Source organism: Archangium sp., from assembly GCF_045802675.1.
Taxonomy (GTDB): domain Bacteria; phylum Myxococcota; class Myxococcia; order Myxococcales; family Myxococcaceae; genus Archangium.
This window is the reverse complement of sequence record NZ_JBJMQO010000055.1, coordinates 28,544-53,980: the sequence shown is the minus strand read 5'-3', so window position 1 is coordinate 53,980 and position 25,437 is coordinate 28,544. Positions and strand designations below refer to the sequence as shown.

25 protein-coding genes are annotated in these 25,437 nt (G+C 69.9%); 11 read left to right on the top strand and 14 right to left on the bottom strand.

Annotated features, from left to right (window positions below):
- Positions 1 to 3 precede the first annotated feature (3 nt).
- The 3 genes from ACJ8AN_RS16830 (at position 4) to ACJ8AN_RS16820 (ending at position 3,509) form a co-directional block, all read left to right on the top strand.
- Positions 4 to 783, top strand: a complete 780-nt coding sequence (locus ACJ8AN_RS16830) for an alpha/beta fold hydrolase (protein ID WP_407756385.1) — start codon at positions 4 to 6, stop codon at positions 781 to 783.
- A gap of 125 nt (positions 784 to 908) precedes the next feature.
- Positions 909 to 2,573 carry a serine/threonine protein kinase gene (locus ACJ8AN_RS16825; protein WP_407756384.1) on the top strand — a complete coding sequence of 555 codons (1,665 nt, stop codon included), beginning with the start codon at positions 909 to 911 and terminating at the stop codon, positions 2,571 to 2,573.
- A gap of 24 nt (positions 2,574 to 2,597) precedes the next feature.
- A complete protein-coding gene (locus ACJ8AN_RS16820) occupies positions 2,598 to 3,509 on the top strand; it encodes a DUF2381 family protein (protein ID WP_407756383.1) in 912 nt (303 codons plus the stop codon).
- A 25-nt stretch (positions 3,510 to 3,534) separates the two neighbouring features.
- On the opposite strand, the gene uvrA is transcribed toward ACJ8AN_RS16820, so the two are convergent.
- The 3 genes from uvrA to ACJ8AN_RS16805 form a co-directional block, all read right to left on the bottom strand.
- Positions 3,535 to 6,084, bottom strand: a complete 2,550-nt coding sequence (uvrA, locus tag ACJ8AN_RS16815) for an excinuclease ABC subunit UvrA (RefSeq protein ID WP_407756382.1) — start codon at positions 6,082 to 6,084, stop codon at positions 3,535 to 3,537.
- Between the two features lie 125 nt (positions 6,085 to 6,209).
- The gene (locus ACJ8AN_RS16810; RefSeq protein ID WP_407756381.1) at positions 6,210 to 6,620 is read right to left on the bottom strand and encodes a GFA family protein; all 411 of its coding nucleotides are present in this window, start codon (positions 6,618 to 6,620) and stop codon (positions 6,210 to 6,212) included.
- Positions 6,617 to 7,219, bottom strand: a complete 603-nt coding sequence (locus tag ACJ8AN_RS16805) for a DUF1801 domain-containing protein (protein ID WP_407756380.1) — start codon at positions 7,217 to 7,219, stop codon at positions 6,617 to 6,619. Before ACJ8AN_RS16805 ends, ACJ8AN_RS16810 begins: the two co-directional genes overlap by 4 nt.
- An 87-nt stretch (positions 7,220 to 7,306) precedes the next feature.
- Here ACJ8AN_RS16805 and ACJ8AN_RS16800 point away from each other — a divergent pair, with 87 nt between their 5' ends.
- Positions 7,307 to 8,098 (top strand): SGNH/GDSL hydrolase family protein, encoded by a 792-nt coding sequence (locus tag ACJ8AN_RS16800; protein WP_407756379.1) that lies wholly within the window; start codon positions 7,307 to 7,309, stop codon positions 8,096 to 8,098.
- A gap of 28 nt (positions 8,099 to 8,126) precedes the next feature.
- Here ACJ8AN_RS16800 and ACJ8AN_RS16795 read toward each other — a convergent pair whose 3' ends face one another.
- The 8 genes from ACJ8AN_RS16795 to ACJ8AN_RS16760 all read right to left on the bottom strand — a co-directional run bounded on the left by ACJ8AN_RS16795 (position 8,127) and on the right by ACJ8AN_RS16760 (position 14,092).
- Entirely contained in the window at positions 8,127 to 9,080 is a 954-nt protein-coding gene (locus ACJ8AN_RS16795; RefSeq protein ID WP_407756378.1) for a sigma-70 family RNA polymerase sigma factor, read from the bottom strand.
- Between the two features lie 249 nt (positions 9,081 to 9,329).
- Positions 9,330 to 10,190, bottom strand: coding sequence for a hypothetical protein (locus ACJ8AN_RS16790; protein ID WP_407756377.1), 861 nt, complete (start codon positions 10,188 to 10,190; stop codon positions 9,330 to 9,332).
- 90 nt (positions 10,191 to 10,280) lie between these two features.
- The gene (locus tag ACJ8AN_RS16785; protein ID WP_407756376.1) at positions 10,281 to 10,658 is read right to left on the bottom strand and encodes a hypothetical protein; all 378 of its coding nucleotides are present in this window, start codon (positions 10,656 to 10,658) and stop codon (positions 10,281 to 10,283) included.
- 46 nt (positions 10,659 to 10,704) lie between these two features.
- On the bottom strand, positions 10,705 to 11,721 hold the full coding sequence (locus tag ACJ8AN_RS16780) for a dipeptidase (protein WP_407756375.1): 1,017 nt from the start codon (positions 11,719 to 11,721) through the stop codon (positions 10,705 to 10,707).
- 123 nt (positions 11,722 to 11,844) lie between these two features.
- Complete coding sequence (locus ACJ8AN_RS16775) at positions 11,845 to 12,438, bottom strand: hypothetical protein (protein ID WP_407756374.1); 594 nt, start codon at positions 12,436 to 12,438, stop codon at positions 11,845 to 11,847.
- A 199-nt stretch (positions 12,439 to 12,637) separates the two neighbouring features.
- The gene (locus ACJ8AN_RS16770) at positions 12,638 to 13,156 is read right to left on the bottom strand and encodes a hypothetical protein (RefSeq protein ID WP_407756373.1); all 519 of its coding nucleotides are present in this window, start codon (positions 13,154 to 13,156) and stop codon (positions 12,638 to 12,640) included.
- Between the two features lie 7 nt (positions 13,157 to 13,163).
- Positions 13,164 to 13,676, bottom strand: coding sequence for a hypothetical protein (locus tag ACJ8AN_RS16765; RefSeq protein ID WP_407756372.1), 513 nt, complete (start codon positions 13,674 to 13,676; stop codon positions 13,164 to 13,166).
- An 11-nt stretch (positions 13,677 to 13,687) separates the two neighbouring features.
- Positions 13,688 to 14,092, bottom strand: coding sequence for a hypothetical protein (locus ACJ8AN_RS16760; RefSeq protein ID WP_407756371.1), 405 nt, complete (start codon positions 14,090 to 14,092; stop codon positions 13,688 to 13,690).
- Positions 14,093 to 14,195: 103 nt separating this feature from the next.
- Here ACJ8AN_RS16760 and thiS point away from each other — a divergent pair, with 103 nt between their 5' ends.
- The 7 genes from thiS to ACJ8AN_RS16725 are packed head-to-tail and all read left to right on the top strand — an operon-like array spanning position 14,196 to position 19,598.
- A complete protein-coding gene (gene thiS, locus ACJ8AN_RS16755) occupies positions 14,196 to 14,396 on the top strand; it encodes a sulfur carrier protein ThiS (RefSeq protein ID WP_407756370.1) in 201 nt (66 codons plus the stop codon).
- A 9-nt stretch (positions 14,397 to 14,405) separates the two neighbouring features.
- Positions 14,406 to 15,188: a thiazole synthase gene (locus ACJ8AN_RS16750; RefSeq protein ID WP_407756369.1), complete on the top strand. Its 783-nt coding sequence runs from the start codon at positions 14,406 to 14,408 to the stop codon at positions 15,186 to 15,188.
- Positions 15,189 to 15,202: 14 nt separating this feature from the next.
- Positions 15,203 to 15,787: a thiamine phosphate synthase gene (locus tag ACJ8AN_RS16745; protein ID WP_407756368.1), complete on the top strand. Its 585-nt coding sequence runs from the start codon at positions 15,203 to 15,205 to the stop codon at positions 15,785 to 15,787.
- 43 nt (positions 15,788 to 15,830) lie between these two features.
- Positions 15,831 to 16,841 carry a hypothetical protein gene (locus ACJ8AN_RS16740; protein ID WP_407756367.1) on the top strand — a complete coding sequence of 337 codons (1,011 nt, stop codon included), beginning with the start codon at positions 15,831 to 15,833 and terminating at the stop codon, positions 16,839 to 16,841.
- Positions 16,838 to 17,731: a DUF4129 domain-containing protein gene (locus ACJ8AN_RS16735; protein WP_407756366.1), complete on the top strand. Its 894-nt coding sequence runs from the start codon at positions 16,838 to 16,840 to the stop codon at positions 17,729 to 17,731. The genes ACJ8AN_RS16740 and ACJ8AN_RS16735 overlap by 4 nt, the downstream gene beginning before the upstream one ends.
- Positions 17,728 to 18,933: a DUF4350 domain-containing protein gene (locus ACJ8AN_RS16730; RefSeq protein ID WP_407756365.1), complete on the top strand. Its 1,206-nt coding sequence runs from the start codon at positions 17,728 to 17,730 to the stop codon at positions 18,931 to 18,933. The genes ACJ8AN_RS16735 and ACJ8AN_RS16730 overlap by 4 nt, the downstream gene beginning before the upstream one ends.
- 17 nt (positions 18,934 to 18,950) lie before the next feature.
- Positions 18,951 to 19,598 (top strand): TIGR02265 family protein, encoded by a 648-nt coding sequence (locus ACJ8AN_RS16725; RefSeq protein WP_407756364.1) that lies wholly within the window; start codon positions 18,951 to 18,953, stop codon positions 19,596 to 19,598.
- A gap of 46 nt (positions 19,599 to 19,644) precedes the next feature.
- On the opposite strand, the gene ACJ8AN_RS16720 is transcribed toward ACJ8AN_RS16725, so the two are convergent.
- From ACJ8AN_RS16720 to ACJ8AN_RS16710, 3 genes are read right to left on the bottom strand one after another with little or no spacing between them, the layout of a single operon-like run.
- Positions 19,645 to 20,910, bottom strand: coding sequence for a TolC family protein (locus ACJ8AN_RS16720; protein ID WP_407756363.1), 1,266 nt, complete (start codon positions 20,908 to 20,910; stop codon positions 19,645 to 19,647).
- Positions 20,907 to 24,107, bottom strand: coding sequence for an efflux RND transporter permease subunit (locus ACJ8AN_RS16715; protein WP_407756362.1), 3,201 nt, complete (start codon positions 24,105 to 24,107; stop codon positions 20,907 to 20,909). Before ACJ8AN_RS16715 ends, ACJ8AN_RS16720 begins: the two co-directional genes overlap by 4 nt.
- Before the next feature lie 16 nt (positions 24,108 to 24,123).
- The gene (locus ACJ8AN_RS16710; protein WP_407756361.1) at positions 24,124 to 25,254 is read right to left on the bottom strand and encodes an efflux RND transporter periplasmic adaptor subunit; all 1,131 of its coding nucleotides are present in this window, start codon (positions 25,252 to 25,254) and stop codon (positions 24,124 to 24,126) included.
- Positions 25,255 to 25,437 lie beyond the last annotated feature (183 nt).

Here is a 25,437-nt window from a genome sequence, read left to right as displayed (position 1 = left end):
CCCATGCTCACCATCACCATCGACGGCGTTCCCCTGCACTACCGCGACGAAGGCCGCGGGCTGCCGGTGCTGCTGTTCCACGCGTTCCCGCTGAACGGGGATGCCTATGAGAAGCAGGTGAAGGCGCTGTCGGGGCGCTACCGCTTCATCATCCCGGACGTGCGCGGCTTCGGGCGGAGCGGGCTCGGCGAGGGCCCCACGGAGATGTCGCGCATCGCCCAGGACGCGCTGGCGCTGCTGGACGCGCTGAAGGTGGACTCGGCGGTGGTGGGCGGAGTGTCCATGGGCGGGTACGCGAGCATGGCACTGCTGCGCGAGGACGCGGGGCGCGTGCGAGGGCTCGTGCTGGTGGACACGCAGGCCACGGCGGACGACGAGGCGGGACGTGCCCGGCGCGAGGCCTCGGCGCAGGAGGCGCTGCGGGAGGGGCCCGAGGCGGTGGTGCGAGCACTGCTGCCGAAGGTGGTGGCGGCACCGGACTCGGAGGCGGGGCGCGAGGTGGCGGCGATGATGCGCTCGGCCACGCCCGCGGGCCTCGCGGCGGCACAGCGGGGCATGGCGATGCGGCCGGACAGTAAAGACATCCTCGCGCGCTACGCAGGCCCCGCTCTGGTCGTGGTGGGCGAGAAGGATCCGGTGACGCCCCTGGAGAAGGCGAAGCAGCTGGCGGACCTGATCTCGGGGGCGCGGCTGGAAGTGATTCCCGACGCCGCCCACCTGCCCAACCAGGAACAGCCGGAGAAGTTCAACGCGGTGCTCGAGAGCTTCCTGGCCAGGCTGTAGCAATGAAAGCAGTCTGGAATAGGAGGCGCCGCCGGTCCTGCTCACAAACCACCAGCCCAACTTCTTGGGTCTGGGGGCGCCCACCATCCGTCTGGTAGCCTCCTGAACTTTCGGAGGCAGGCCGGATGCTCGACGGAAGCGGCGAACAGGCGAGGGGTGGATTGCCCTGGGGGTTGGCTCCTGGCACGGAGGTGGCCGGCTTCACCATTGAGGGGCTGCTTGCCTCTGGCAGCTTCGGAACGGTGTACCGGGCGAAGCGCGGAGGGTGCCCCTTTGCCATCAAGCTGGTGCCCATCGAGCCTCGGGGTGATCGTGAGGTCGAGGCCCTGCGCCTGATGCGACACCCGAACGTGGTGTGTTTCCACGGGTATGGCTTCTGGCCGGAGGAGCAACCCCGCTTCCTGGTACTGGCGCTGGAGTGGGTCGAGGGCCGTCCGCTTGACCAGTGGGCGCGGGAAGAGAACCCCTCCGCGCTCGAGCTGGTGATGCAGGTGCTGCTGCCGTTGGCCCTCACCCTGGCGGACGTTCACGCGGCCGGAGTCGTGCACCGAGACCTCAAGGATGCCAATATCCTCGTGCGCGATACGGATGGGCAGCCGGTGCTGGTGGACTTCGGCGCGGCGGGTCTCGAGGGAGCGCCGCGCCTGACGCAGCTGCTACCTCCCGGCACCGCGGAGTACCGCAGCCCCGAGGCGTGGCGCTTCGCGCGCGAGTGGGAGGGCGAGCCCTACCCGTTCAAGCCAGCGGATGACCTGTGGGCGCTGGGCGTCATCACCTACGAACTGCTGACGCGCACCCTTCCATTCGGGGATCGCCACGAGCCGGGGATGGTGCGCGCAGTTCTTGAGGAGACCCCTCTGGCCCCCCATGAGCTCAACCCGAGTGTGCCGCAGACCCTCGGGGACGTGTGCATGCGGCTGCTGGAGAAGGACCCCGAGGCCCGGTACGCGGATGCGAAGGCGCTCGCGGCGGCCCTGTCGGAGGAGTGGGCTCGGGCCGACAGGTCCTGGCGTGCGCCGCTCTTTACAGGAGGCCGTCGCGACAAGAACCCATCGCCCGCCCCCGCTGACCCTGAAGCCCAGACCCCCTTGCGAAGGCTGCTCGTGGGGCTCGTTCTTGTCGCGGCGCTGGTGGGGTTCGCTGTGCTCGCCCAACGTTTGGAGTCACGGATCCCCTCCCCATCGCAGCAGGCAAACCCTCGCCAGGAATTGGCGTCAGTGAAGCTGACGGGAGACGTTGCGCCCAGCGCGGGACCTCCGAAGTCACCCACCCCCGCGCCCGTCGCCAGTGCGACGCACAGCGAGGACCCACCGATGAAGAAGAATTCCAAGACACTCCGTACCCTGGTTGCCGTCAGCTGCACTGCCGGCTCCGCCTGTGCGAGTGGCCCGGAGCTGCGCCAGCCTTCCCCAGCGGATTGTCCGCCCGGAGCACAAGAGACGTTCGAGCGATTCGGTATCGGCGTTGGCGAGTGGCACGGGGCGCTTTTCGCTCCCATGCCCGCCTCCTCGGCACGCGTGACACGGGGGCCCATTGAAGCGGAGTCCATCGGACCCTGGGGAGACCTTCCGGATCATGTTGTCCTCTCCGGGGAGATCTTCCCGACGAAGGACCGGATCTACGGCCGCTTCACCCAGCTTCGGCATCCCAAAACGGGCGAGACCTTCCCCGTGTGTTTGGAGATCTACTACAACGGCAACCTGGGCCTGCAACCGGAGCGCGGGGGGTCGGTCGAGCGGCCCAACGTCCGCAACAGCGTCAGCATCGTGGCAGTGAAACATTTCCATTAGGCCAGACCCAGGAGATTGCTCCCCGTGCTCCTGGCCGCCCGCGTTTCCTTCATGGTCCTGGCACTGCTTCAAGGCGCACCCGTTGTCGAGCAGCGGCGCGCTGCCAACGTCTGCCAGGACGTGCAGCGCATTGAATTGTCACTGGAGCCGGGCACGCAGGAGATCTGTGTCAGTCCAGGTCTGTTGACGGCGTTCATCTTCGACGCCCCTGTCTTCGTGGAGTTGCAAGACGAGGTGCGCTTCACGCAAATCACGCGCAGCCGCACCAGCGCCGGTATCATGCCTCCCGAGGACATGATGCCAGGGGAACGCCTCCGTCTCATGGCTCGATATGGGGATGGTGCGAGTATCACCTTCGTGCTGACGGCCCACCCTGGGCAGGCCACACGTCAGGTGGAAGTATACCGTGATAAGCGTACACGGGAGTCCTTCCTGCATGAGGTGGCGCAGGAGCGCGCGAAGAATCAACAACTCCAGAGCGAGCTCGAACGGCTCCAGCACCAATTCGAGCAGCTTCGTGCCGAGTGCGGAGACCCGGGTGGATTGCGGAGGCTCATCGCCAGCAAGACGATGGGCAATAACGGAATCCGTACCTGGGAATTCACAATGAAGTTCACCGGGTACACCCAGGGCTCACTTTCCGTGACAAGAGGCATCAGCTATCGATCCGACCGCCGGGTCGCGGTGGAAGTATGGCTACTGAACTCTGGCACGCAGCCCTGGACGGCAACAAGCGCATCGCTGGTGGATGCCAAGGGCAAGGAGTTGCAGAGCTTGAAACTCTGGCAGGAGGCGCCCATCCCGCCGAAGGAGTCCCGTATGGTGGTGGTGGAGGTAAATGCACAGCAGGACGAGCCTCGAGGTGACGTCACGCTGGTGCTGCGCGAGGACGGTCCGCGCTCCATCACCCTCCCCGGAGTGACGCTTCCCCAGTGAACGACGTGGCTCTGGCGGGAATGCCTCAACCCAGGACGTGCGCCAGGAAAGGCGCCGTGCGGCTCGCGGACGAGGTGGCCACCTGGGCCGGTGTTCCGGATACAACCACCCGGCCTCCTTCCTCTCCTGCTCCTGGGCCCATGTCGATGACCCAGTCGCTCGCCGCAATCACTCGCATGTCGTGCTCCACGAGGATGACGGTGTTGCCCGCCTCCACCAGTCCATCGAGCTGCGTCATCAGCTTGTCCACGTCCGAGGGATGCAGCCCCGTCGTGGGCTCGTCCAGGATGTAGAGCGTGTTGCCCCGCTGCACCCGTTGCAGCTCCGTCGCGAGCTTGATCCGCTGCGCCTCGCCTCCGGAGAGCTCGGTCGCGGGCTGGCCCAGCCGCAGGTAGCCCAGGCCCACCTCCCGCAACACCCCGAGCGCGCGATGCACCTGGGGCTCCTCGGCGAAGAACGCGTGGGCCGTATCCACCGTCATCCCCAGCACCTCGGCGATGTTCTTTCCGCGGTACTCGATCTCCAGCGTCTTCGCGTTGTAACGGGCTCCGTGACACGTGGGACACGGCGCGTAGACACTCGGCAGGAAGAGCAGCTCGACGCTCACGAAGCCCTCGCCCTCGCACGTCTCGCAGCGCCCCTTGGCCACGTTGAACGAAAACCGTCCCACGTCGAAGCGCCGGGCCCGCGCCGCCGGTGTCGCCGCGAAGAGCTTGCGCACATTGTCGAAGAGCCCCGTGTACGTCGCCAGGTTGGACCTCGGCGTGCGCCCGATCGGCTTCTGATCCACTCGCACCAGCCGCTTGATGCCCTCCATTCCCTCGACGATCCGGCCCCCCGTGGTGAGCACCACGGAGCGCTCCAACTCCTCACCCTCCTCTTCGTCCTCCGGGATCTCATGGCCGAGGTGCTCGGAAACCAGCTCCACCAGGACCTGGCTCACCAGGCTCGACTTTCCCGAGCCGGAGACGCCCGTCACCGTGGTGAAGACGCCCAGCGGGAAGCGGATGTCCAGTCCGTGCAGGTTGTTGCGGGTGACGCCTTCGAGGCGCAGCCACCCCTTGGGCGAGCGCGGTGTGCGGCGCGGCGAGGTCTCGGACCCGAAGAGGTAGCGCCGTGTCTGGGACTCCTCCACGTTCTCGAGCCCTTCGAGCGGACCGCTGTAGAGGATGCGTCCCCCCTTCTCGCCCGCGGCCGGTCCGACGTCGACGATCCAGTCGGCGTGCCGGATGACGTCCACCTCGTGCTCCACCACGAACAGCGAATTCCCCGAGCCCTTGAGCTGATCCAGCGCCTTCAGCAACGCCTGGGTGTCCGCCGGATGCAGCCCCGCGGAGGGCTCGTCGAGCACATACACCACGCCGAACAGGTTCGAGCGCACCTGGGTGGCGAGCCGCAGCCGCTGCAATTCGCCGGGCGAGAGCGTCGGGGTGCTGCGCTCGAGCGAGAGGTAGCCCAATCCCAGCCCGGTCAGGACCTGGATGCGCACCAGCAGGTCCTTGGCGATGCGTTCGGTGACCAGTGCCTTCTCCGGGTGCTCCTTCGCCAGCTTCTTCGCCCCGGGAGCCGTCCCGTCCACGGCCGGCCGTAAAATCTCCGCGACGCGCGTCAGCGGCAGCCGGGAGAGCTCGCCGATGTCGAGGCCCGCGAACGTGACGGACAGGGACTCGCGACGCAGCCGCTTGCCCTGGCACAGGCGGCACTCACCACTCACGAGGTACTGCGACACGCGCTTCTTCATCAGCGCGCTCTGCGTCGTGGCGAAGGTCTGCAGCACGTAGCGCCGGGCGCTCGTGAACGTCCCCATGTAGCTGGGAGGCTCCTTGCGCTTGAGCGCCCGGCGCGTCTCCGCCGGAGTGAAGCCCGCGTATACCGGAACGGTCGGCTGCTCTTCCGTGAAGAGGATCCAATCCCTGTCCTTCTGGGGGAGGTCCCTCCACGGGCGGTCCACGTCGTAACCGAGCGTCACCAGGATGTCGCGCAGGTTCTGTCCGTGCCACGCGGGAGGCCACGCGGCCACGGCCCGCTCGCGGATGGTCAGCGAGTCATCCGGCACCATCGAGCGCTCGGTCACCTCGTAGACGCGGCCGAGTCCATGGCAGTGGGGACAGGCCCCCGCCGGGGTGTTGGGCGAGAACGCGTCCGAGTCGAGGTGCGGCTGGTTCGGCGGGTACGTTCCGGCGCGCGAGTACAGCAGGCGCAGGGAGTTCGCGATGGTGGTCACGCTGCCCACGGACGAGCGGGTCGTGGCTGCGCCCCGGTGCTGCTGGAGGGCCACCGCCGGGGGCAGACCGTCGATCGCGTCGACCTCGGGGACGCCCGCCTGGTCGATCAACCGCCTCGCGTACGGGGCCACGGATTCGAAATACCGCCGCTGGGCCTCGGCATAGAGCGTCCCGAAGGCCAGCGACGACTTGCCCGAGCCGGAGACCCCCGTGAAGACGACGAGGGCGTCACGCGGGAGCTCGACGTCCACGTTCTTCAGGTTGTGCTCACGAGCCCCTCGCACCCGGACGAACCCCGTCCTCGTGTCGCCGGGTGTCTCTGGGGCCTGTTGATCGCGGAGTTTACGCATCCGCACAAAATTGGTACCGCGACCAGCCCGGAGCAACGGGGGAACAGGGGGCCTGCCCGGTCCCCTGCCCCCCTTGCGCTATTGAGCCTCGCGGCCCGCGCCAGGCCCACGCGCGGCCCAGCGGTTCAGAGGTGGCGCGTGAAGGCTGGCGGCTTGAACCAGTCGTTGTCGCGGCCGTTGATGAACCGGAGCGGCCCCTGCATCAGCTCCTCGGGCGACACATCGTCGAGCGCCGCGAGGCTCACGCTGACGTAGTCGCCGCCAATCTCGGGGACATGGCCCTTGCCGAACACGCGGATGCCGCAGTGTTTGCAGAAGAGGTGGTGCCCCTGCGTGTTGTTCGGCCCCTGGTAATCGCCGAGCGAGTCCTCGCCGGACAGGAGGGTGAAGGCCGCGGGCTTCGTCATGAAGCCCCACCAACGGGCCTTGTGACAGAACGTGCAGTTGCAGCGGCCAGTGCCCTGGCTCAGGTCGAGGTCCGCCTTGAAGCGCACCCGGCCACAGTGACAGCTCCCGTGATAGGTCTTCGTGCTCATCGCCTGGCTTCCTTTCGTGCTCCGAGGGCCGCCGCCTTCTTCTTCGCGACGGGCTTGCTCTTCGCCGTTGAGGCCTTCTTCGCCGCTGGCTCCTTCTTCGCGGCGGCCGGTGCCTTTTTCTTCCCCGGGAGCCGGATGACGGATTCGTAATGCGCGATGTATGCCTTCGCCGGCACGCGGCGGATGGCCTCGCCGAGCACGTCGAGCGCGACGTCCTCGAGCTTCTTGAAGCGCACGCACGACTTGCCCATGTCGAGCTTCTTGCCCGTCTTCGCCCACGCCTCGCGGAACCATTTCTCCTGCTCCGGCTGGCCGTAGACGCACATCAGGTAGACGGCCATGTGGCTCTTCTGCGAGGCCAGCGACGCGAACGGCAGCGGCTGTTTCGGATCCGCGTGGTAGCCCGCCGGGAACACCTTGTGCGGGACGTAGTAGCCAATCATCCCGTACTGAATGCCCTCCTCGTAGCCCTCACCGAGGTTCTCGAGGATGACGTCGCGCGCGGCGGAGAGCGCCGCGCGGCGGTCCTCCGGAAGCGCAGCGAGGTACTGGTCGACGGTGGTGGGTTCGCTCGGCATGGCCGCGAGTGTAGCGAGCAAGGGAGAGAGGTCCAGCCCGGCCGGCCCCCATGGGAGGGGCGTCGATGGGGATTCCAGGTCCTCCCTCTCGCGTTCCCCTTCAACCGAATGAAGACCTCCGTCCTGCTGACCCTGGCGACGGCGCTCGGGCTGGGCACCACCGTGCCGGCCGCTCCCCGTCCCCCGGAACAAAGCCCCGAGGAGCAACCGTCTCCCATGCCCCCGATGAATGCCGCCGCCCGTGCGGAAGCCCCTCTTGCCTCCGCTGCCCTGCGTACTCCCATCCGCTACGCCGCCCTTGGCGCCTCCGACACGGTGGGCGTGGGCAGCCGCGCCCCCGCCCGTGAGAACTGGACCGCGCGCATCCGCGCGGCGCTGCCCGAGAACACCGTGTACGAGCGCTTCGCCCGCAGTGGCATCACCCTGGGCGAGGCGGCGAAGGTCGAGGTGCCTCGGGCCATCGCCTTCCGGCCCACGCTCGTGACGATGTGGCTGTCGGTGAACGACGCCCTCGGCCAGGTACCGCTGCCCACCTACCAGAAGTCGCTCCAGGCCACGCTCGAGCTGCTGACGCGCGAGACGGACGCCCAGGTGGTGCTGCTCAACATCCCGGATCTCGCCACCCTCTCCGCGGCCCAGGCCTCACCCCAGCGGCGCGCCCAGCTGCACGCGCTGGTCAGCGCGTGGAACGCCGCCATCGCCGCCGCGGCCCGGCCCTACGGCCCGCGCGTCCTGGTGGTGGACCTGCTGCCCGCCTCGAAGCAGCTCTCCCAGCATGCCGAGTGGGTCTCCGCCGACGGCTTCCACCCGAGTCCCGAGGGCTACCAGAAGCTCGCCGATCTGACGCTCGAGGCGATGCACCGCGCGGGGTTGCTCCCGCCCGAGCCCTCGCGGCACTGACGGGCGGAAGGCGCCGAGGGCCGCGAGTTCAGGTGGCCAGCTCCAGGGGCAGGCCGAAGCGCGGGAACAGCGCCGCGGTGTCGAGGAACGAGCTCATCGCGGCGATGCGATCGCCCGAGAGCTCGAGCACGATCAGCGCCCACGCCTTGTGAGGCTCGCCCGGTCCGCCGGGCCGGTACTGCCCGAACGCGGGCGAGCCGCACGCCGACGTGGGCACCAGCCGTGAGCCTCGACAGCCCGAGCCCTTCCCGAGCAGCCAGGCGCTGATCGACTCGTGACCGCGGAGCCACAGCGAAAAGGGCGGCATCGACAGCGTCGCGTCCTGGTGGAGCAGACTCGTGAGCGCGTCCACGTCGTAGCGCTCGAAGGCGTCCACGTAACGGTCGACCAGCGTGGACTGCGTATCGGACAGCGGCGTGCGGGACTCGGTGAAGTCGCGCGTGGCGAGCGTCGCCCGGGCCCGCTGCAGGGCGCTGTTGACCGAGGCCACCGTGGTCTCGAGGCTGTCCGCGACCTCGGCGGCGGACCAGCCGAGCACCTCGGTCAGCAGCAATACCGCGCGCTGCTTCGGCGGCAAGTGCTGGAGCGCCGCCACGAACGCGAGGCGGATGCTCTGGCGCAACATCAGGCGCTCGGCGGGATCGGCATCCGCGGGCACGGCGAGCGCATCGGGGATGGGCTCGAGCCAGTGAGAGGCCGGCAACTGGGTGAGCGAGTCATCAACCGAGCCCACCGGACCCTCCTCCATCGGCCGCACGCGGCGCGAGCGATCCGTCAGCGAGTCGAGGCACACGCGGGTGGCGATGCGATAGAGCCAGGTGCGCAGGGACGCGCGCTCCTCGAACCGGTCCAGGCCGCGCCACGCACGCACCATCGTCTCCTGCACGGCATCATCGGCTTCGGCGGCCGAGCCCAGCATGCGATAGCAGTGGCCAGTCAGCGCGGCGCGGTGTTCCTCGAGGTGGAGAGCAGCAGTGGCCATCGCACCGAACATTCATCCACCCGCCCTGCTCTGGCAAGGCGCGGCTCACGCCAGGTTGCGCAGGTGGACGGCCAGGTGGGTGGCCCGGGTGGCCAGCGTGCTCGCGTCATCGGTGGGAATGACGTAGTCAGAGCAGGAGGTGTGCCAGGGCTCGCGAGGCCTCTGTCCCTCTGGAGAAGGGCCTCTGGGAGCCCGTTCTCCTGATGACCGCGGTCACCGCCTGGTGACTGCTGTCATCACCTCTCGGACTCAGACGAAGAGCAGCTCGACGACCTGGAGCCGCAGCAGCTGGCTCGCCCGCTCGCGCACCTGCTCCACCTCGGCCGGGCCCAGGCTCTTGCGGTTCGCGCTCTTCCGGTCCGTGGCGGCGCGCATGAGGAGCTGGCCCACCTGCCGGTTGGTGAGCCTCGGATTGAGGCGGCGCACCTGGGCCACGAGCGTGCCGAGCTGGGACACGCTCAGCCCGGCCACCATCACCTGGGACTCCGAGCCCTCCTCGGGGCCGAGCCCCACCGCCAGCAGCAGCGGATCCACCAGCAGCGAGCGGGAGAAGTCCCTCTCGTGGGGCAGTCCCAGTCGGGCGAGCTCGGCCAGCATGGGGCCCGAGTCATGGCCGGGCACGATGGGCAGCACGTTCGCCGCCGTGTAGCCCTGGAGCACCGCCTCGTACTGCTTCCGGGCGTCGCGGCCCGGGGCGCTCGCCTGGAACTCCACGAAGGCCTGGTGCACCTCGGCCATCAGCCCCCGCAGCAACGAGGCCTCCTCCGTCTCCGGGGCCACGCCCAGCGTCTGGGCCAGGCGCGCCCGGCACTCGGGAACGAGGGCCGGCTCCTTCCACAGCTCGTAGGTGATGGAGCTCTCGCTGAGCACCAGCGACAGGGTGACGGAGCCCGGGCGGCCCGGAGTCCTCAGGAATTGGGCGAGCCGGCTTTGAATGTCCGTCAGGCCCTGGAGGAGCCGCTCTCTCACCGCGGCACGCAGTTGCGCTCGGGGCTCGTTCGCCCGCGCCGGGTGCCCCTCGCCCTGGAGGAGCTCGAGCCGCGAGCCGCGAGCCACCGGGGCCGGCCGTGGGGACATCGTCTGTGCCTGTGCCGTCGCCCTGATGCTCATGTGGAATGCCCTCTCGCGTGGAGTACGGCGCCCACTGCAAGGGGCACGCCAGGCTGGACCACCGCTCCGGAGCGCGCACGGCCTCGTGACTCATGGCTGGCAGGTGACGCGCGTGCTGTCCATGGTGCACACGCTGCAGAGCTTCACCTGCACCAGAGTGCCCTGGCGGCACTCGAGCACGGCCTTGCCATTGGCCGTACACAGGCCCGAGCCCTCGGCGGACGCCGCGCACGCATCCCCGTCGACGTTGTTGCGCATGTCGCACGAGACGGTATTGCCGGACTCGGTGCACCCCCCGCCGCCCTTGCACGGCAGCGTGCGCCACACCTTGTCGCGGCACTCCAGGGCCTCCTTCTCCGAGGCGCACTGGTAGCCGGAGCCCGAGCACGCGTCGCCCGCCCTGGCACCGCAGGCGGACAGCAGGAGGGAGCCCAACAACATCGAGAACAGGACGGGAGTGCGAGTCATCACGGCGCCGGACGATTCCAGGCGCCGCGAGCCCGGTCAACCCGCCTCACTCCCCGAGCGTCTCGCGGAAGTACCTGCGGAAGTTGCCCCCGAGGATGCGCTCCACGAGCGCCTCGGGGTGACGGCGCAGCAGGATCTCGGTGAGCTTGGGCAGATCCGTCACGTCGCGGATGCCCTTGGGCAGCGCCACCATGCCGTCGTAATCCGATCCGATTCCCACGCCCTCCTCCCCCATCACGCTCAGCGCATGCTCGATGTGCCGCACGACATCGTCGATGGCATCCCCGCCCAGGTACACGGGCGCGAGGATGATGCCCACCACGCCGCCCTTGTCGGCGATGCGGCGCAGCGACTCGTCGGAGAGGTTGCGCCAGCCTCCGCCCGCCCCGCGCACGCCCGTGTGCGAGGAGAAGACGCGCGCCATCTTGTGGGCGAGGATGTCCTCCAGCGTCCGCTCGGAGGCGTGGGCCACGTCCACGCCCATGCCCACGCGAGCCATCTCCTCCAGCACCGCCTGCCCCAACGGCGACAGTGGCCGGTTGCCCATCAGCGGGAAGGACGAGCCACCCGCCTCGTTGTTGGACAGGTGCGTGAGGCCCATGAAGCGCACGCCCCGCTGGTGCAGCTGGGCCACGCGCTCCACCTGGCCCTCAATCGCGTGAGCGCCCTCGATGCCCAGCACCGCCGACAGCCGGCCCTCGGCGAGGTTCTCCTCCAGGCCGCGCCCCGTGGTGGTGATGCGCACCTGCCCGTTGGAGCGGCGGCAGAAGTCCGCCAGCCGGTCCACCTGCCACACCGCGCGCGTCCACTCGGTGGCGCGGGCCTCGCGAGGCCACCCACGCCAGACGGCGAAGGCCTCGAAGCCCCCGATGAAGGGAAAGCCCCGCGTCACGATGGTGAAGCACTGCAGCTTCATCCCCACCTCGCGCAGGCGGGGGAAGTCCACGTGCCCCTCCGAGGAGCGCTCGCACAGATCCCGATTCCACATCAGCGAGTCCGCGTGCCCGTCCGCGATGCACCAGCGCTGATGAAGCTCGAGGACGTGACTCGGGGAGGGGGACATGGCGCCAAGTCTCGGCCCTCGGGCGTCCCGCGACAAGCGCCCTCTCGAGGCCCGTGGCCTGAATGGGGAACGGCCCCCGCCCGGAGGCGGAGGCCGTGTTTTCCACCCACGTCGTGCGCGGGATTACTTGGCCTTCACGCCGGGGTGCTGCGCGCTCGCCTTCGTCACGTCGATGCTGCGCAGGACCATCTGGCCGTTGGCGTCCATCGTGTAGGAGGCGCGGACCTCGTCACCGGGCTTCAGGTCCGAGAGGGCCAGCGGCTTGTCGTCCCGAGTCACCTGGACCTGCTGGTTCGCGTTGAACTTCATCATCTGGTTGTTCTTGTCCGGGACGATGAGCGTGAGGTTGCTGGCCGAGGCGGACTTGATGGTGCCCTTCACCTCCTCGGTCTTCACGTTGTCGTTCTTCGCCGTGGTGTCCTTGTTGGTGGTGGCCATGCCGCTGCCACCCGTGGCCTGGTCCGTGGCCTCCTGGTGCTCGGTCTTGGCCAGGTCGCTCTGCTCCTCGGCGAGGTTGCGCTGGGCGTCCGTCACGTCCTTCTGCTCGTCCTGCCGCGTCTCGGCCACTTGGCGGTTCGCGTCCTGCTGCTCCTTGGCCACGTCGCGCTGCGCCTCGGCCACGTCCTCGCGCTTATTCTGGACGTCGCTCTTCTGTTGGCAGCCCGTCACGAGACCCAGACCCGCCACCGCCACCACCGCCATCATGAGCTTCCGCATGTCGACCGTTCCTTTCAGTTCGTGACCCCGGGCTCTTCCCCGGCGTGCGGCGGGAAACTGGGAGCCAGCCTCGCCGTTGCACAGCCTTGCTTTGGCGAGGGCGCGGACACAGGGGCCTCGGCCGGGACGCGGAACGCTCGGGCGCCTGCCTGCTGGAAACGGGAAGGATTTCGCGGTGTTCCCCGCCTTGTCCTCCCGTTCATGGCCCTCCGTCGGGGGCGGCGCTGTCGCAGAACGGAGCACCCCCCGAGGCCCACCGGTCGATGAGTAGACGCTCGGCCTCGGTGGGCTCGGGAAGACCGCGCCCGGGAGGCGGCATGGTGCGGAAGGTGACGACGCGCGAGTCGATGCGGGGCGCCATCAGTCGGGCCCCCGCGATGCCCCCGTCGGCCTCGTACAGGTCGAGCCGGAAGTCCGTGCGGCCGCTCCCCGACGTGTCCGCGCCGTGGCACGAGGAGACGCAATTGGCCGCGAGGATGGGCTGGATGTCCTTGCACCAGGTGGGCACGGGCCCGCCGTCGGTGGAGCCGGAGACGCCGGGCCCATTGAGGAACTCGCAGGTGCGCCCCGCGCCCGGACGGGCCGCGACACAGGTATAGGGCTGGGGGCAGTCGGCCGCGGACTCGCACGACTTGCCGGAGAAGTCGGGGGACTCGAGGGTGCAGCCGGCGGCCACGGCGGCACAGAGACCCAGGAGGCTCAGGGGAAGGCGCTTCATGGTGGCCCTACGGAGTACCACCGTCCGAGCACAACGGTGTACCTCCGGCGCTCCATCGCGAGAGCACGTCGCGCTCGCTGGCCGAGGGAGCGGGGTTGCCCGCGGGCGGCATGGTCTGCTGGTCCACGGCGCGGACCTTGATGCGCGCGGCCATGTCCCGGGCCCCGAGCACCCCACTGCTGGCCGCGTACTGGTCGAGCCGGAAGTCCGTCCGGTTGCTGCCCGTCGTCGTCGCGCCATGGCACGAAGCCACACAGCTGGCCGCGAGGATGGGCCGGACGTCCTGGCACCAGGTGGGCACGGGCCCGGCGTCGACGGTGCCCGCGTCGGACTCCTGGGGGCCCGGCGGGTAGAGCACCTCGCAGGAGCGCTGGCCCTCGGAGACGGTGACACAGCGGTAGGAGGCGGGGCACTCGGAGTCGTCCGAGCACGGGTGTCCCGGCCCGGCGTTCTCGGAGATGAAGCAGCCGGAGGCCGCCAGGGCGGAGACGAGCAGCAGGGAGCTCAGGGGGTGGCGCATGGTTCCGGGCGTCAGAAGTGGAACGTGAGGCTCGCCTTCTCGGCGGCGGGCTCCGGGAGCAGCTCCAGCACGATCCCGTAGAGGACGGCCGCCCCCGCCACCCCATAGAGCACGTTGGCGGTGGCGGCGCTGGCGCGGGCCCGGTCGAGCGCGGCACTGGACTCGCTCGCCGAGGAGAGCGTCCGGGCGCGGTTGGACTCGCCCAGGGCGAGGTAGCCGAAACCGGCGCCCCCGAGGGCCAACAGCCCCCCGGCGACGAAGGCATACCGGTGGCCATGAAGCCCGGAGGGGCCCGAGGGCTCGGAGGGAGCGCGCTCGGGGGCATCCGGAGCGCGGGGGGTCTCGGCGGCGGAGGCGGGCAGCCCGAGCGTGAGCACCAGGGCGGAGGCCACGAGCCTGCATCGGACGGTGAACATGGCCATGAGTATAGCGGGGGGTGGTGGACGCGAGCGCTCCCAGTGCGCGTTGACAGCCGGGGGGAGCGCCTGTAGTCCGTCGGGCGCCAAGGAGCGTCGAGCCGTGACGATCTGGATCAACGGACAGGCCCGAGAAGTCCCCGAGGGAATGAGCCTCGCGGCGCTGCTCGCCTCGATGGAGGTGGGTGGACCGGGAGTGGCGGTGGAGGTGAACGCGGAGGTGGTGCGCCGCGCGCGCCACGCCGAGTACCAGCTGTCGCCGCAGGATCGCGTGGAGATCGTCACCTTCGTCGGTGGCGGATAGGAGCGAGCAATGAGCGTGCAGGACAAGCCCCTGGTGATCGCGGGAGTCACCTTCCAGTCGCGCCTCATCGTGGGCACGGGGAAGTACCCCAGCCACGAGGTGATGAAGCGCTGCCACGAGGCCTCGGGCGCGGAGATGGTGACGGTGGCGGTGCGGCGGTTGGACCTCGCGGCCAGGGGCGAGGCGTCGCTGATGAATTGGATCGACCGCTCGCGCATGCGGCTGCTGCCCAACACGGCGCTCTGCTACACGGCGGACGACGCGGTGCGCACCTGCCGGCTCGCCGAGGAGCTCGGCATGAGCAAGTGGGTGAAGCTCGAGGTGCTGGGCGACGAGAAGACGCTCTACCCGGACGTCGAGGAGACGCTGAAGGCGGCGCGCATCCTGGTGAAGGAGGGCTTCACGGTGCTGCCCTACACCTCGGATGATCCGATCACGGCGCGCAAGCTGGAGGACGTGGGGTGCGCGGCGGTGATGCCGCTGGCGGCGCCGATCGGCTCGGGGCTGGGCATCCGCAACCCGCACAACATCCGCCTCATCCGCGAGACGGTGAAGGTGCCGGTCATCGTGGACGCGGGCGTGGGCACGGCGTCGGACGCGGCCATCGCCATGGAGCTGGGCGTGGACGCGGTGCTGATGAACACGGCCATCGCGGGCGCGAAGGATCCGGTGCGCATGGCTCGGGCCATGAAGCTGGCGATTGAAGCCGGGCGCGAGGCCTTCCTGTCGGGCCGCATTCCGCGCAAGGCGTACGCCTCGGCGTCCAGCCCCATCGAGGGGCTCGTCGAGTAGTGGTGCCGCGGTTGATGGTCATCACCGACTGGCGCCTGCCCCGGGAGCGGCTGCTGGCCGCGCTGGAGCGGGCGCTGGAGGTGGGGCCGGAGGTGGCGGTGCAGCACCGTCACCCGGAGGCCACCGCGCGCCAGTTCCTCGAGGAGGCCCGGCTGCTCTCCGGGCTATGCCGGGCGCGGGGCAATCCCCTCTTCGTCAACGGCCGCCTGGACGTGGCCCTGCTGGTGGGCGCGCACCTGCACCTGCCCGCGGGAGGCCTCACGCCCGAGGACGTGCGCCCGTATCTGCCCTCGGGGCGGCTCGTGAGCGTGGCGGTGCATGACGAGCAGGAGGCCCGCCGGGCCCGGGGCGCGGACCTGGCGCTGGTGAGTCCGGTGTTCCCGCCGGGCTCGAAGCCGGACGACACGCGGCCCACGCTGGGGCCCGAGGGCTTCCGGAGACTCTCCGCCGCCCTGCCCTGCCCCGCGCTGGCGCTCGGTGGGATGACTCCCGAGCGAGCCTCCCTGCTCTCCGGGGCGGCGGGCTTCGCGGTCATCTCCGGCGTGCTCGAGGCCGAGGACCCAGGCGCCGCCGCACGCGCCCTGTGCGCCCTCGGGTGAGGGGGTTCCCCCGGGGCGCCACGCCTCAAGTAGGCTGCGGCCCGTGAGTCATCCCCTTTCGGAACTGCGGCCCCTGGCGCTCGGAGAGATCATCGACCGCGCGGCCACCTTCTGGCGCCAGCACTTCAAGACGCTGTTCCTGCTCAGCCTCGGCTTCAACCTCGTCTCGTACATCCTCACCAAGGCCATGCAGTTGGCGCTGCTGCGCAACTACTCGGTCATCCAGGATGCGGCGCGCACCGGGGACCTGGCCGTCCTGGGCGCCCACTACGCCCGCATGATGGGAGCGCTCGCGGGAATCCTCGTGGTGTCCCTCTGGATCTACGATCTGAACACGCTGGTGGTGGCCCGATACGTGGTGCCCGCGCAGCTCGGCGAGCCCACGACTCCAGCCGAGGGGATGCGGCGCGCGCTGAAGCGGGGAGTCGCGTTCACCGGAGCCTTCGTCCTGTCTCTGCTCTGGGGCGTGGGGGCCACGCTGCTGATGATGCTGCCCGGCACGGTGCTGGCCGGTGTGGGCGCGGTGATGGGGGTGCAGTCGACCGCACCGGGCACCCGGATCGCCGGCCTGGTGCTGGCGGGCGGAGGGCTCATCCTCGCGCTCCTCGGGCTGCTCGGCGGCTTCCTCTGGTACCTGCTGCGCTTCTCGCTGCTCGCGCCGGTGATGGCCCTGGAGGAGCTCCCGGCGGTGCGCTCCTTCCGCCGTTCGGGCGAGCTGCTCTCGGGACGGGTGGAGCCGGGCTTCATCGGGCGCGTGTCGGTGCGCGCGATGCTCCTCGTCACCGTGGTGTCGCTCATCCTGCTCGCGGTGAGCATCCTGTGCGGGCTGCCCGCGCTGATCATCCAGTTCGTCTATGGCAGTCCGTTCGACCCGGCGGCCGCCGCGGCCAATCCGGTGCCCCAGTCGCTGCTCGTCCCCGCGGAGCTGCTGCAGGTGGTGGGACAGTCCCTTTTCAACCCGCTGGGGCTCGTCGTCTACGCCACGCTCTACCTGGACATGCGCGTGCGCCGCGAGGGCTTGGATCTGGAGAAGCGCCTGGAGGCGCGCGCATGATGTCCGGGCTGGTGCTGTTGTGGCTCGCGGCCGCTCCCCTGCCCTGCGAGATCCAGGCGCGGGAGCTCCAACAGCTCACGGAGCTGGCCGAGGAGGAGCCAGAGGCGCTGGACGCGCACCTCGAGGCGCTGGAGTCGCGCTGGCGGGGATTGCCCTTGCGCTCGCCGGAGGACACGGAGCCCACCGCGCGCGCGAAGACGGCGGCCCGCCGCATTCAAGCGGCCTGTACGCAGCTCGAAGCGGCCCAGGGCGCGGCGGAGCCCCTGCCCCGGACGGACCCGGCCCGGCTCCAGGACATCCTCGCTCGGCCCGAGTTCGCCCAGGCCCGGCAACGCCAGGGGGACGTGCTCCAGCGGCTGATGCGAATGGTACTGACGTGGCTGGAGGCGCTGCTACAGACGCGGGAGGCCCAGGGCTTCGCGACGAGCACGCGCACGGTGGTGCTGGTGCTGGGCTTCGCGGTGGTGCTCTTCGCGGCGCTGCGCCTGCGTCACTGGAGGAAGGGCCCGGCGCGGCGGGGAGAAGCGGCCCAGACGGACACGGGAGCGGCGGCGCTGCGGCTCGACTCACCGGGTGAGCACCTCACGAGGGCGCGCACGGCGCTGGCAACCCAACCGCGCGAGGCCATCCGGGAAGGGCTGTTGGCGCTGCTGTCCTCGCTGGAGGCGAAGCGGCTGGCACGGCCGGACCGGGTGAAGACGAACCGCGAGCTGGTGGGCGAGCTCCCCGGACGCGGTGCCTCCGAGCAGCTCACGGGCGAGGTGGAGCGGCTGGTGCGCTGGTACGACCGGGCCTTCTACTCGCTCGAGCCGGTGCCGGCGGACGACGCGGCGCGCTTCGTGGCCGAGGTGGAGCGGCTGCACCAGGGACTCGCGGGAGCGGTGGCATGAAGGGCCTCCGGACCGCGGCCATCTACGGCGTGCTGGTGGCGCTGGCGTTGGCGCTGGGACTCGCGGCGAACCAGGCGCCGCCCCAGCCGACGACGGTGCCCTCGGTGGACAACCCGGGGCCCCTGGGACTGCGGGCGCTGTACCTGTACCTCCAGGAGTCGGGCGCACCGGTATCGGCGCTGCACGAGGCCTTCGACACACCGGGCATTCCCGAGGGCGTGCGCACGGTGGTGGTGGCGGCGCCCGTGGGCCGGCCCATGACGGAGGCGGAGACCGAGGCCCTGCGCCAGTGGGTGCGCCGGGGCGGGACGCTCGTCTACCTCGCGTCGAGGAACGCGAAGACGCAGCAGCCGCACCTGGACGACTGGCTGCGGCCTTCCACGGGCTCGCTCCCGCCGCCGGACTCCGAGGGACTGCCGCCGAAGGAGAGGGATCTCACGGGCACGACGGTGCACGTCTGGGTGCCGGTGGGCGCGGCGCGAGGCCTGGAGCGGCTGCGCGTGTCGCTGGACCAGGGGGTGAACGTGGGCAGGCCCGAAGCGGTGCCGCTCGCGGGGGCGAAGGGCGTGGCGGTGATGTGGCGGGTGCCCGAGGGCCAGGGCGAGGTCTACGTGCTCGCGGGAGTGGACCTGGCGGAGAACCGGCGGCTGGAGCTGCTGGACAACCTGCGCTTCTGGGACGCGCTGGCGGCGCGCGGGCCCCTCGCCTTCGACGAGTACCACCATGCCCTCGGCCCGAAGCCGGAACCGCCCTCGGCGAGGGCCCTCTGGGTCTTCGTGGCGCAGGGCCTGGTGGTGGGCCTCCTGTACGCGGTGTCGCGCGGGACGCGCTTCGGCCCGCCCCGCCCGAGGCTTCAGGAGAAGCACCGCTCGGCGCTGGAGTACGTGCGCTCGCTCGGCTGGCTGGCGCGGCGCTCGAAGGTGGAGCGCGAGCTGGTGCCGGAGCTGGCGCGCCAGTTGCGGCGGCGCATGCACGAGCGGCTGGGCATCCCCCTCACGCTGCCCGAGGACGAGGTGGCGCGGCTGCTAGAGCAGACGTGCGGGCTCCCGGCGGCGGACTACCTGGCCGCGAGGGAGGACCTGGTGCGCACGATGGAGCAGCGCGACGTGCGGCCCTCGGACTACGCGCGGCTGGTGCGCCGGTACGCCCGGTTCGAAGACGTCATCACCGGCCGTACGCCCCCCGCCGTCATCAAACAGTGACGAAAGGCGGGGCTGGCGTGAACGAGGGGGTGGGCGTCAGACTGGGGCGCGTGAATGACGCGGCGGGACATGAAGCGTGGCCCATCGGCTCCGAGGAGGAGTTGCGGCACCGGCTGTCCCTGGTGACTCCGGGAGACACCACGCGCGGGCTCTTCCTCAACGGGGTGCTCCAGGCGGTGCGGCAGCTCGGGGGAGAGGCCGCGGTGCAGCACTGCCTCGCCGAGAGCGGGGAGAAGCGCTTCCTGGACCTCTTCAACTACCCCGTCGACACGATGCTGCGCATGTCCTACGCCGGGGCGAGGCGGCTGAGCGACGAGACCCGGACGTTCGACGAGGTCATGCGGCAGATGGGCTACGTGTCGGCGCGGAGCTTCGCCACGTCCACCATGGGCGCCATCATGCTGCGGCTGGTGATCTCCGACTCCCGGCGGCTGCTGGATGCCATGCCCTCGGCCCACCGGATGAACACGAGCGCGGGTGGGTGCAAGGTGCACTGGACGGGCTTCCACAGCGCCGTGCTGCGCATCACCCGCGACTACCTGCCCCACTCGTACACCGAGGGCGCCTTGCAGGGAGCGTTCGAGGCGGCGCGGGTGCGCGGGCTGACGGTGCGCTGCCGGCCGACGCCCTCGCTCGACAACGACTACGAGCTGTCCTGGGACTGAGGGGGACTGAGGGCTCCGCCCACGCGCGGCGGAGCCCCCGGTGTACCTACTGCTTCGCCTCGAAGAGCCCGGCGGACCGCAGCAGGCGCAGGGCCGCGAGCGACGTCTGCAGGCGCTCGGAGATGGCATTCACCTCGGAGCTGGTCAGCGAGGAGTTGGCGTCCGCCACCTCGAGGTAGGTGGCCACGCCCGCCTTGAAGCTGATCTCCGTGAGACGCTGCGTCTCACGCGCCAGCCCCAGGGCCTCCTCGGCCTTGGCCAGATTGGCCCGGGCGTTCTCGTAGTCCAGCCGGGAGCGGGACACCTCTTCGGTGGCCCGCGACTCGGCCAGCTTGCTCTGGGCGGTGGCCTCGGCCACGCGGGCGGACTCCTCGCGCAGGTTGATCTCCCGCAGGCCACCGTCCCACAGCACCCACTGCGCGCTGAGCCCCAGCGCCCACGAGTCGTTCTTCCCGGTGAAGCCCGTGGCGTTGCTGATGCGGTAGACGCCGGAGAAGCCCACCGAGGGCGCGTAGGAGAACCACACGCCCTGCCGGCGGCCCACCGCGAGGTCCAGGTTGCGCCGCGCGGCGGCCACGTCCGGCCGCTGCTCCAGCGCCTGCTTGACGAGGTCCACGTCGTTGGAGGGCACCTCGGGCACCGGCGGCAGCTCCAGCGAGAACTCCGGCGGCCGCTGGATGAGCGTGGAGAGCGCCAGCTTCGCGGAAGCGTAGGCGTTGCGCGCGCGCACCAGATCCTGCTCGGCGCGCGCCCGGTCCAGCTGCGCCCGGAGCAGCGCCACGCGCGTCACCGTGCCCGCGTCGAAGCGCTTCTGCGTGTCCGACTCGCGCGCCTTGTTCACCTCCAGCAGGTACTCGGCGGCGCGGATGGCCTCCTGGAAGCTGGCGGCGGCGAAGTAGGCCTGCGCCACGACGAAGAGGATGTCCCGGCGCACGCTCTCGGTGCTCAGCTCCGCCACGTCCTCGGCGATGCCCGCGTTGCGGATGGCGGGCCACAGCGACGGGGCGATGAGCGCCTGACGCAGCTCGGCCTGGCCGGCGAGCTGGTTGTACGGCTGGATGACGATGGACGTGGTCGTCCCGGGCAGGGAGAACGCCGCTTCCGCCGAGTTGCGGGTGTACGCGGCGCCCACCGCGACGGTGGGCAGGTAGGCCGCCCACGCCCGGTTGGACAACAGCTGCGCCTGCTGCAGCCGGGCACGAGCCGCCTGGATATCGAGGTTGTGCTCACGAGCCGCCTGGAGCGCCTCGTCGAGCGTGAGCACCGGCGTCGCGGCGCTCACCGTCAGCGTCAATGCAAGCAGGGCGATCATGCCGCCTCCTCGGTGGTGTGTGTGGGGCGCAGCTCGGCGAGCGTGTCCTGGCCGTAGACGCGCGCCACCTCGGCCTCGCCCGTCTCCTCGGGCGAGCGCTTGGAGCCGAACTTGCGCTTGAACCACGCCGAGGCGTCATCCATCAGCGAGTAGGCCACCGGCGTCACCAGCAGGGTGAGCACCAGCGACAGCGTCTGACCACCCACCACCACGCCGGCCGTGGCCTGGTTGAAGCTGGCGCCCACGCCCTTGGAGAGCAGCAGCGGAATCATGCCCGCCACGAACGACAGCGTGGTCATGAGGATGGGACGCAGACGGTCCTTGCTGCCGTGGACGATGGCCTCCACCTTCGGCAGGCCCTCCTGCCGCAGCTGGTTGGTGTGGTCGATCTGCAGAATCGAGTTCTTCTTCACCACGCCGAAGAGCACCAGCAACCCGAGCATCGAGTACATGTCGAGCGCCTGCCGGAAGATGAGCAGCGAGATCAGCGCGAAGGGCACCGTCAGCGGCAGCGACAGGAGGATGGTGATGGGGTGGATCCACGACTCGAACTGCGCGGCGAGGATCAGGTACATGAAGATGAAGGACAGCGCGAAGGCCAGGAGGAAGTTCTGGCCCGTGCGGGCGATCTCCTTGGACTGGCCCGCGGGCTTGGCCACGTAGCCGGAGGGCAGCTTCGTCTCCGCGATGGCCTTGTTGAACGCCTCCACGATCTGTCCCGTGCTCACGCCGGGCGCCGTATTGGCCGACAGCATGACCTGACGCTGGCGGTTCATGCGGTTGATCTGCGAGGGGCCTTCCTCCTTCTGCAGCCGCACCACGTCCGTGAGCGGCACGGACCCGGCCCGGATGGAGGGCACGGTGAGATTGCCGAGGGCCTCCACGCTGTCGCGAGAGCCGGACTCGGCGCGCAACCGCACGTCATACAGGTTGCCGTTCTCCACGTAGGTGGACACGTCGAGCCCGCCCACGAGCATCTGCATGGTGCTGGCAACCTCGGGCACCTGCACGCCCAGGTCCGCGGCGCGCGAGCGGTCGATGTACGCGCTCACCTCGGGCTTGCCGACGATGAGGTTGCTGTCCGCGTCCACCACGCCGGGGATCTCCTTGAGTTTCTTCAGCAGGATGCTGGACTGCTTGCCCAGCTCGTCGAAGTCGGGGCCCGTCACCACGTACTGGACGGCCGCCTGCGCACCGGCGCCGCTGAAGAGGGGCGCGTTGGACACGCTCACCCGCCACTCCTTGGGCAGCTTGGACGTCACCTCCTGGCGCACCCGGTTCATGATGTCGTCCTGGGTGTCCTTGCGCTTGTCCGGGTCGACGATCCTCACGAAGATGCCGGCCACGTTGGAGGCCCGGTCCGTGTTGTCGCCGATGGTGACGAGCGTGGAGGTCGTCTCCGGAACCTTCTCGCGGATGTCGCGCGCCACGCGCTCGGTCGCGAGCAGGGTGGACTCCAGGCTGGTGCCCTCCGGCATGCGGATGGTCACCTGGTACTGGGCCTCGTCGCTCTTGGGGAGGAAGCCCTTGGGCACCGCGCCCATGAGGGGCACGCACGAGCCGAGCGTGGCCAGCGCCGCCACGACGGCCACCCACCGGTGCGCCAGCACCCAGCGCAGGGCGCGCTCGTAGGCGCGCTCGATGGGCAGGTACACCATGTCGGTGAGGCGCTCGAGAAACGGCTTGCGGTGATGCCCACCGTGATCGGGCGCCGCCGTACCACCCACCAGCCAGCGCGCGCACAGCATGGGCGTGAGGGTGAAGGACACCACCAGCGACACGGTGATGGAGAAGGCCATCGTCCAGCCGAAGCTGCTCAGGAAGCGCCCGGGGATGCCGCCCATGAAGACGACCGGGAGGAACACCGCGATGAGCGACAGCGTGGTGGCGAGCACCGCGAGGCCGATCTCCTTGGTGGCCAGGATGGCGGCCGGGAAGGGCTTGAGCTTCTTCTCGTGGATGAAGCGGTGGATGTTCTCCAGCACCACGATGGCGTCGTCGATGACGATACCCACCGCCAGCGCGAGCGCCAGCAGGCTGATGGTGTTGAGGTTGAGGCCCATCAAGTTCATCAGCGAGAAGGTGCCGATGATGGACGTGGGGATGGCGAGCGCGGCGATGACGGTGCTGCGCCAGCTGCCCAGGAACACGAGCACCACCAGCGCGGCGAAGACACCGCCCAGCAGCAGGTGCTCCTTCACCGCGTGCACGCTGGTGAGGGTGGTCTCCGTGTTGTCGCGCACCACCTCCAGCGAGTAGCCCGGCGGCAGCGTCTTGCTGAGCTCCGCCACGCGCGCGCGCACCTCCTGCACCAGGGCCACGCTGTTCTCACCGGACTGCTTGCGCAGGGACAGGAGCACCGCGGACTTGCCATCGCGCATGGCCGCCGTCTCCGCCTCCACCTCGCCGTCCTCCACCCGCGCCACGTCCCGGATGCGCAGGATGTGGCCGTTGCTCTCGCGCAGCACCAGCTGGCCCAGCTCCTCCACGCTCGTCACCCGGCCGCGCAGACGCAGGGTGAAACGCTCCGGGCCCGTGTCGATGCTGCCGCCGGGCATGGACAGATTCTGCCCCGCCAGCGCGCGCTGCACGTCCGACGAGCTCACGCCCGCCGCCCGCATCCTCACCGGGTCCATCCACACGTTCACCTGGCGCTTGCGGCCACCGATGAGCGACACCTGTCCCACGCCCTGCACCGTCTCCAGCCGGCGGCGCAGCACGCGGTCCGCGTACTCGGTGATCTCCCGGACGGGCTTCTCCGCCTGCACCGAGAGGACGATGACCGGCACGGCGTCCGGATCGAACTTCTGCACCACCGGCGTCTCCGCGTCGCGCGGCAGCTCGTAGGTGATTTGAGCGACGCGATCGCGCACCTCCTGCACGGACACGTCGACGTTCTTCTCCAGGACGAAGGTGATGATGACCTGGCTGACGCCCTCCGCGGTGATGGAGGTCATCTCGTCGATGCCGGCGATGGTGTTGACCGCCTCCTCCACCTTCTCGGTGACGTCCGTCTCCATCTCCTCGGGAGCGGCGCCCGGCAGGCGCGTCACCACCACCACCACCGGGAAGTCGACCTTGGGGAAACGGTCGACGGGGAGCTTCATGTACCCGGCGATGCCGAGCACGCAGATCAGCAGGATGATAACCCAGGCGAAAACGGGCTTACGGACACAGATACTGGCGAGCCATTGCATGTGCGGGAGCCCTCGACTACTGCAGCTTCTGGCCGTCGCGCAGGTCGTCCCGCGCCACCGCCACCACGCGCTCGCCAGGGCGAACGCCAGCCATCACGCCCAGCGAGTCCCCAGCGGACTCGCTCACCTGGACGATGCGCTCCTCCAACCGGCCGTCGCTCACCACGAACACCTTGCGGCGCGAGCCCTCGCCCAGCACCGCCGTGCGCGGCACCACCGGGAGCTGCTGCTCACCCAGCTGCACCCGCGCGGTGGCGAACTGGCCCGGCATCAGCTCGCGCTTCTCGTTGGGCACCAGCGCCTCCACCACCAGGTCACGCGTGCCGTTGCGCAGGCCCGCGCCCACGAAGGAGAGCTTCGTCTGGTGCGTCTTGTTGGGCTCCGCCGTCAGGGTGAACTCCACCGGCTGATCCTTCTTGATGAAGGCGGCCGAGGACTCCGGCACGGTGATGGACAGCCGCAGCGGATTCAACGCCACCAGCGTCACCACCTTCGAGTCCGCGCGGACGTACTCGCCCACGGACACCACGCGCTCGGACACCACGCCGTCGAACGGGGCGCGGATGGTGGTGTCCGTCACGTTGATCTCCAGCATGGACAGGCGCGCGGCGGCCGAGGCGGCCTGCGCCGCGGCGTTGCGGCACTGGGCCTGGGCGCGATCATGCTCGGCGACGGAGGAGGTGCCCTCCTTGAAGAGCTTGTCGGCGCGATCGCAATCGGCGTCGGCCAGCTGCTTCTGCGACTGGGCCAGCGTCACCTGCGCCCGGGCCTCCTCGAGGCTCGCCGCGGCCACGCGGCCATCGAGCTTCACCAGCGCGTCGCCCTTGCGCACCACCGAGCCGCGCTCGGCGTGCACGGACACCACCTTGCCGGTGGCACCCGCCGCCACGTCCGAGTCCTCGTAGGCCGTCAGCGAGCCGGTGACCGTGAGGAAGCGCGGAACCTTCGCCTCACCCACCTGCACCGTGTCCGCCTTCACCGCGGCCTCCGGCGCCGAGCCCTGCGTCGCGGCCGCGGCATTCTTCGTCTCCGCCGCGTCCACCCGCTGCCCACACCCCGCGCCCAGCGTCAGTACGAGCCCGCCCGCCACCAGCACCTTGAACGTCGGGCCCTTGCCCGTCCTGCCCTGTCGATGAAGCTTCTGCATACCTGTGCTCCCGTACGCCCCAACCCCCCCTGCGAGGGGTCATTGCCTCGGCCCGAGATAAGTTAGTGACTGGAAACTAACTAATCCTGGGGGGGAGGGAAATGTCAAGCACAGGATGCGGCAGGCAGGCAGGCGTCGCGGGGGGGTTGAAATGGGCTCGCGCCCTTTGTCACGGGGCGGTGA

Bases quoted from the DNA above. Each gene is read 5' to 3' on its own strand.
- ACJ8AN_RS16745 (WP_407756368.1), top strand. From the start codon at position 15,203: ATGGTCATCACCGACTGGCGCCTGCCCCGGGAGCGGCTGCTGGCCGCG.
- ACJ8AN_RS16710 (WP_407756361.1), bottom strand. From the start codon at position 25,254: ATGCAGAAGCTTCATCGACAGGGCAGGACGGGCAAGGGCCCGACGTTC.
- ACJ8AN_RS16715 (WP_407756362.1), bottom strand. From the start codon at position 24,107: ATGCAATGGCTCGCCAGTATCTGTGTCCGTAAGCCCGTTTTCGCCTGG.
- ACJ8AN_RS16830 (WP_407756385.1), top strand. From the start codon at position 4: ATGCTCACCATCACCATCGACGGCGTTCCCCTGCACTACCGCGACGAA.
- ACJ8AN_RS16785 (WP_407756376.1), bottom strand. From the start codon at position 10,658: ATGACTCGCACTCCCGTCCTGTTCTCGATGTTGTTGGGCTCCCTCCTG.
- ACJ8AN_RS16760 (WP_407756371.1), bottom strand. From the start codon at position 14,092: ATGTTCACCGTCCGATGCAGGCTCGTGGCCTCCGCCCTGGTGCTCACG.
- ACJ8AN_RS16775 (WP_407756374.1), bottom strand. From the start codon at position 12,438: ATGCGGAAGCTCATGATGGCGGTGGTGGCGGTGGCGGGTCTGGGTCTC.
- ACJ8AN_RS16730 (WP_407756365.1), top strand. From the start codon at position 17,728: ATGAAGGGCCTCCGGACCGCGGCCATCTACGGCGTGCTGGTGGCGCTG.
- ACJ8AN_RS16765 (WP_407756372.1), bottom strand. From the start codon at position 13,676: ATGCGCCACCCCCTGAGCTCCCTGCTGCTCGTCTCCGCCCTGGCGGCC.
- ACJ8AN_RS16735 (WP_407756366.1), top strand. From the start codon at position 16,838: ATGATGTCCGGGCTGGTGCTGTTGTGGCTCGCGGCCGCTCCCCTGCCC.
- ACJ8AN_RS16720 (WP_407756363.1), bottom strand. From the start codon at position 20,910: ATGATCGCCCTGCTTGCATTGACGCTGACGGTGAGCGCCGCGACGCCG.
- ACJ8AN_RS16825 (WP_407756384.1), top strand. From the start codon at position 909: ATGCTCGACGGAAGCGGCGAACAGGCGAGGGGTGGATTGCCCTGGGGG.
- ACJ8AN_RS16795 (WP_407756378.1), bottom strand. From the start codon at position 9,080: ATGGCCACTGCTGCTCTCCACCTCGAGGAACACCGCGCCGCGCTGACT.
- ACJ8AN_RS16770 (WP_407756373.1), bottom strand. From the start codon at position 13,156: ATGAAGCGCCTTCCCCTGAGCCTCCTGGGTCTCTGTGCCGCCGTGGCC.
- ACJ8AN_RS16810 (WP_407756381.1), bottom strand. From the start codon at position 6,620: ATGAGCACGAAGACCTATCACGGGAGCTGTCACTGTGGCCGGGTGCGC.
- ACJ8AN_RS16750 (WP_407756369.1), top strand. From the start codon at position 14,406: ATGAGCGTGCAGGACAAGCCCCTGGTGATCGCGGGAGTCACCTTCCAG.
- uvrA (WP_407756382.1), bottom strand. From the start codon at position 6,084: ATGCGTAAACTCCGCGATCAACAGGCCCCAGAGACACCCGGCGACACG.
- ACJ8AN_RS16790 (WP_407756377.1), bottom strand. From the start codon at position 10,190: ATGAGCATCAGGGCGACGGCACAGGCACAGACGATGTCCCCACGGCCG.
- ACJ8AN_RS16800 (WP_407756379.1), top strand. From the start codon at position 7,307: ATGAAGACCTCCGTCCTGCTGACCCTGGCGACGGCGCTCGGGCTGGGC.
- ACJ8AN_RS16780 (WP_407756375.1), bottom strand. From the start codon at position 11,721: ATGTCCCCCTCCCCGAGTCACGTCCTCGAGCTTCATCAGCGCTGGTGC.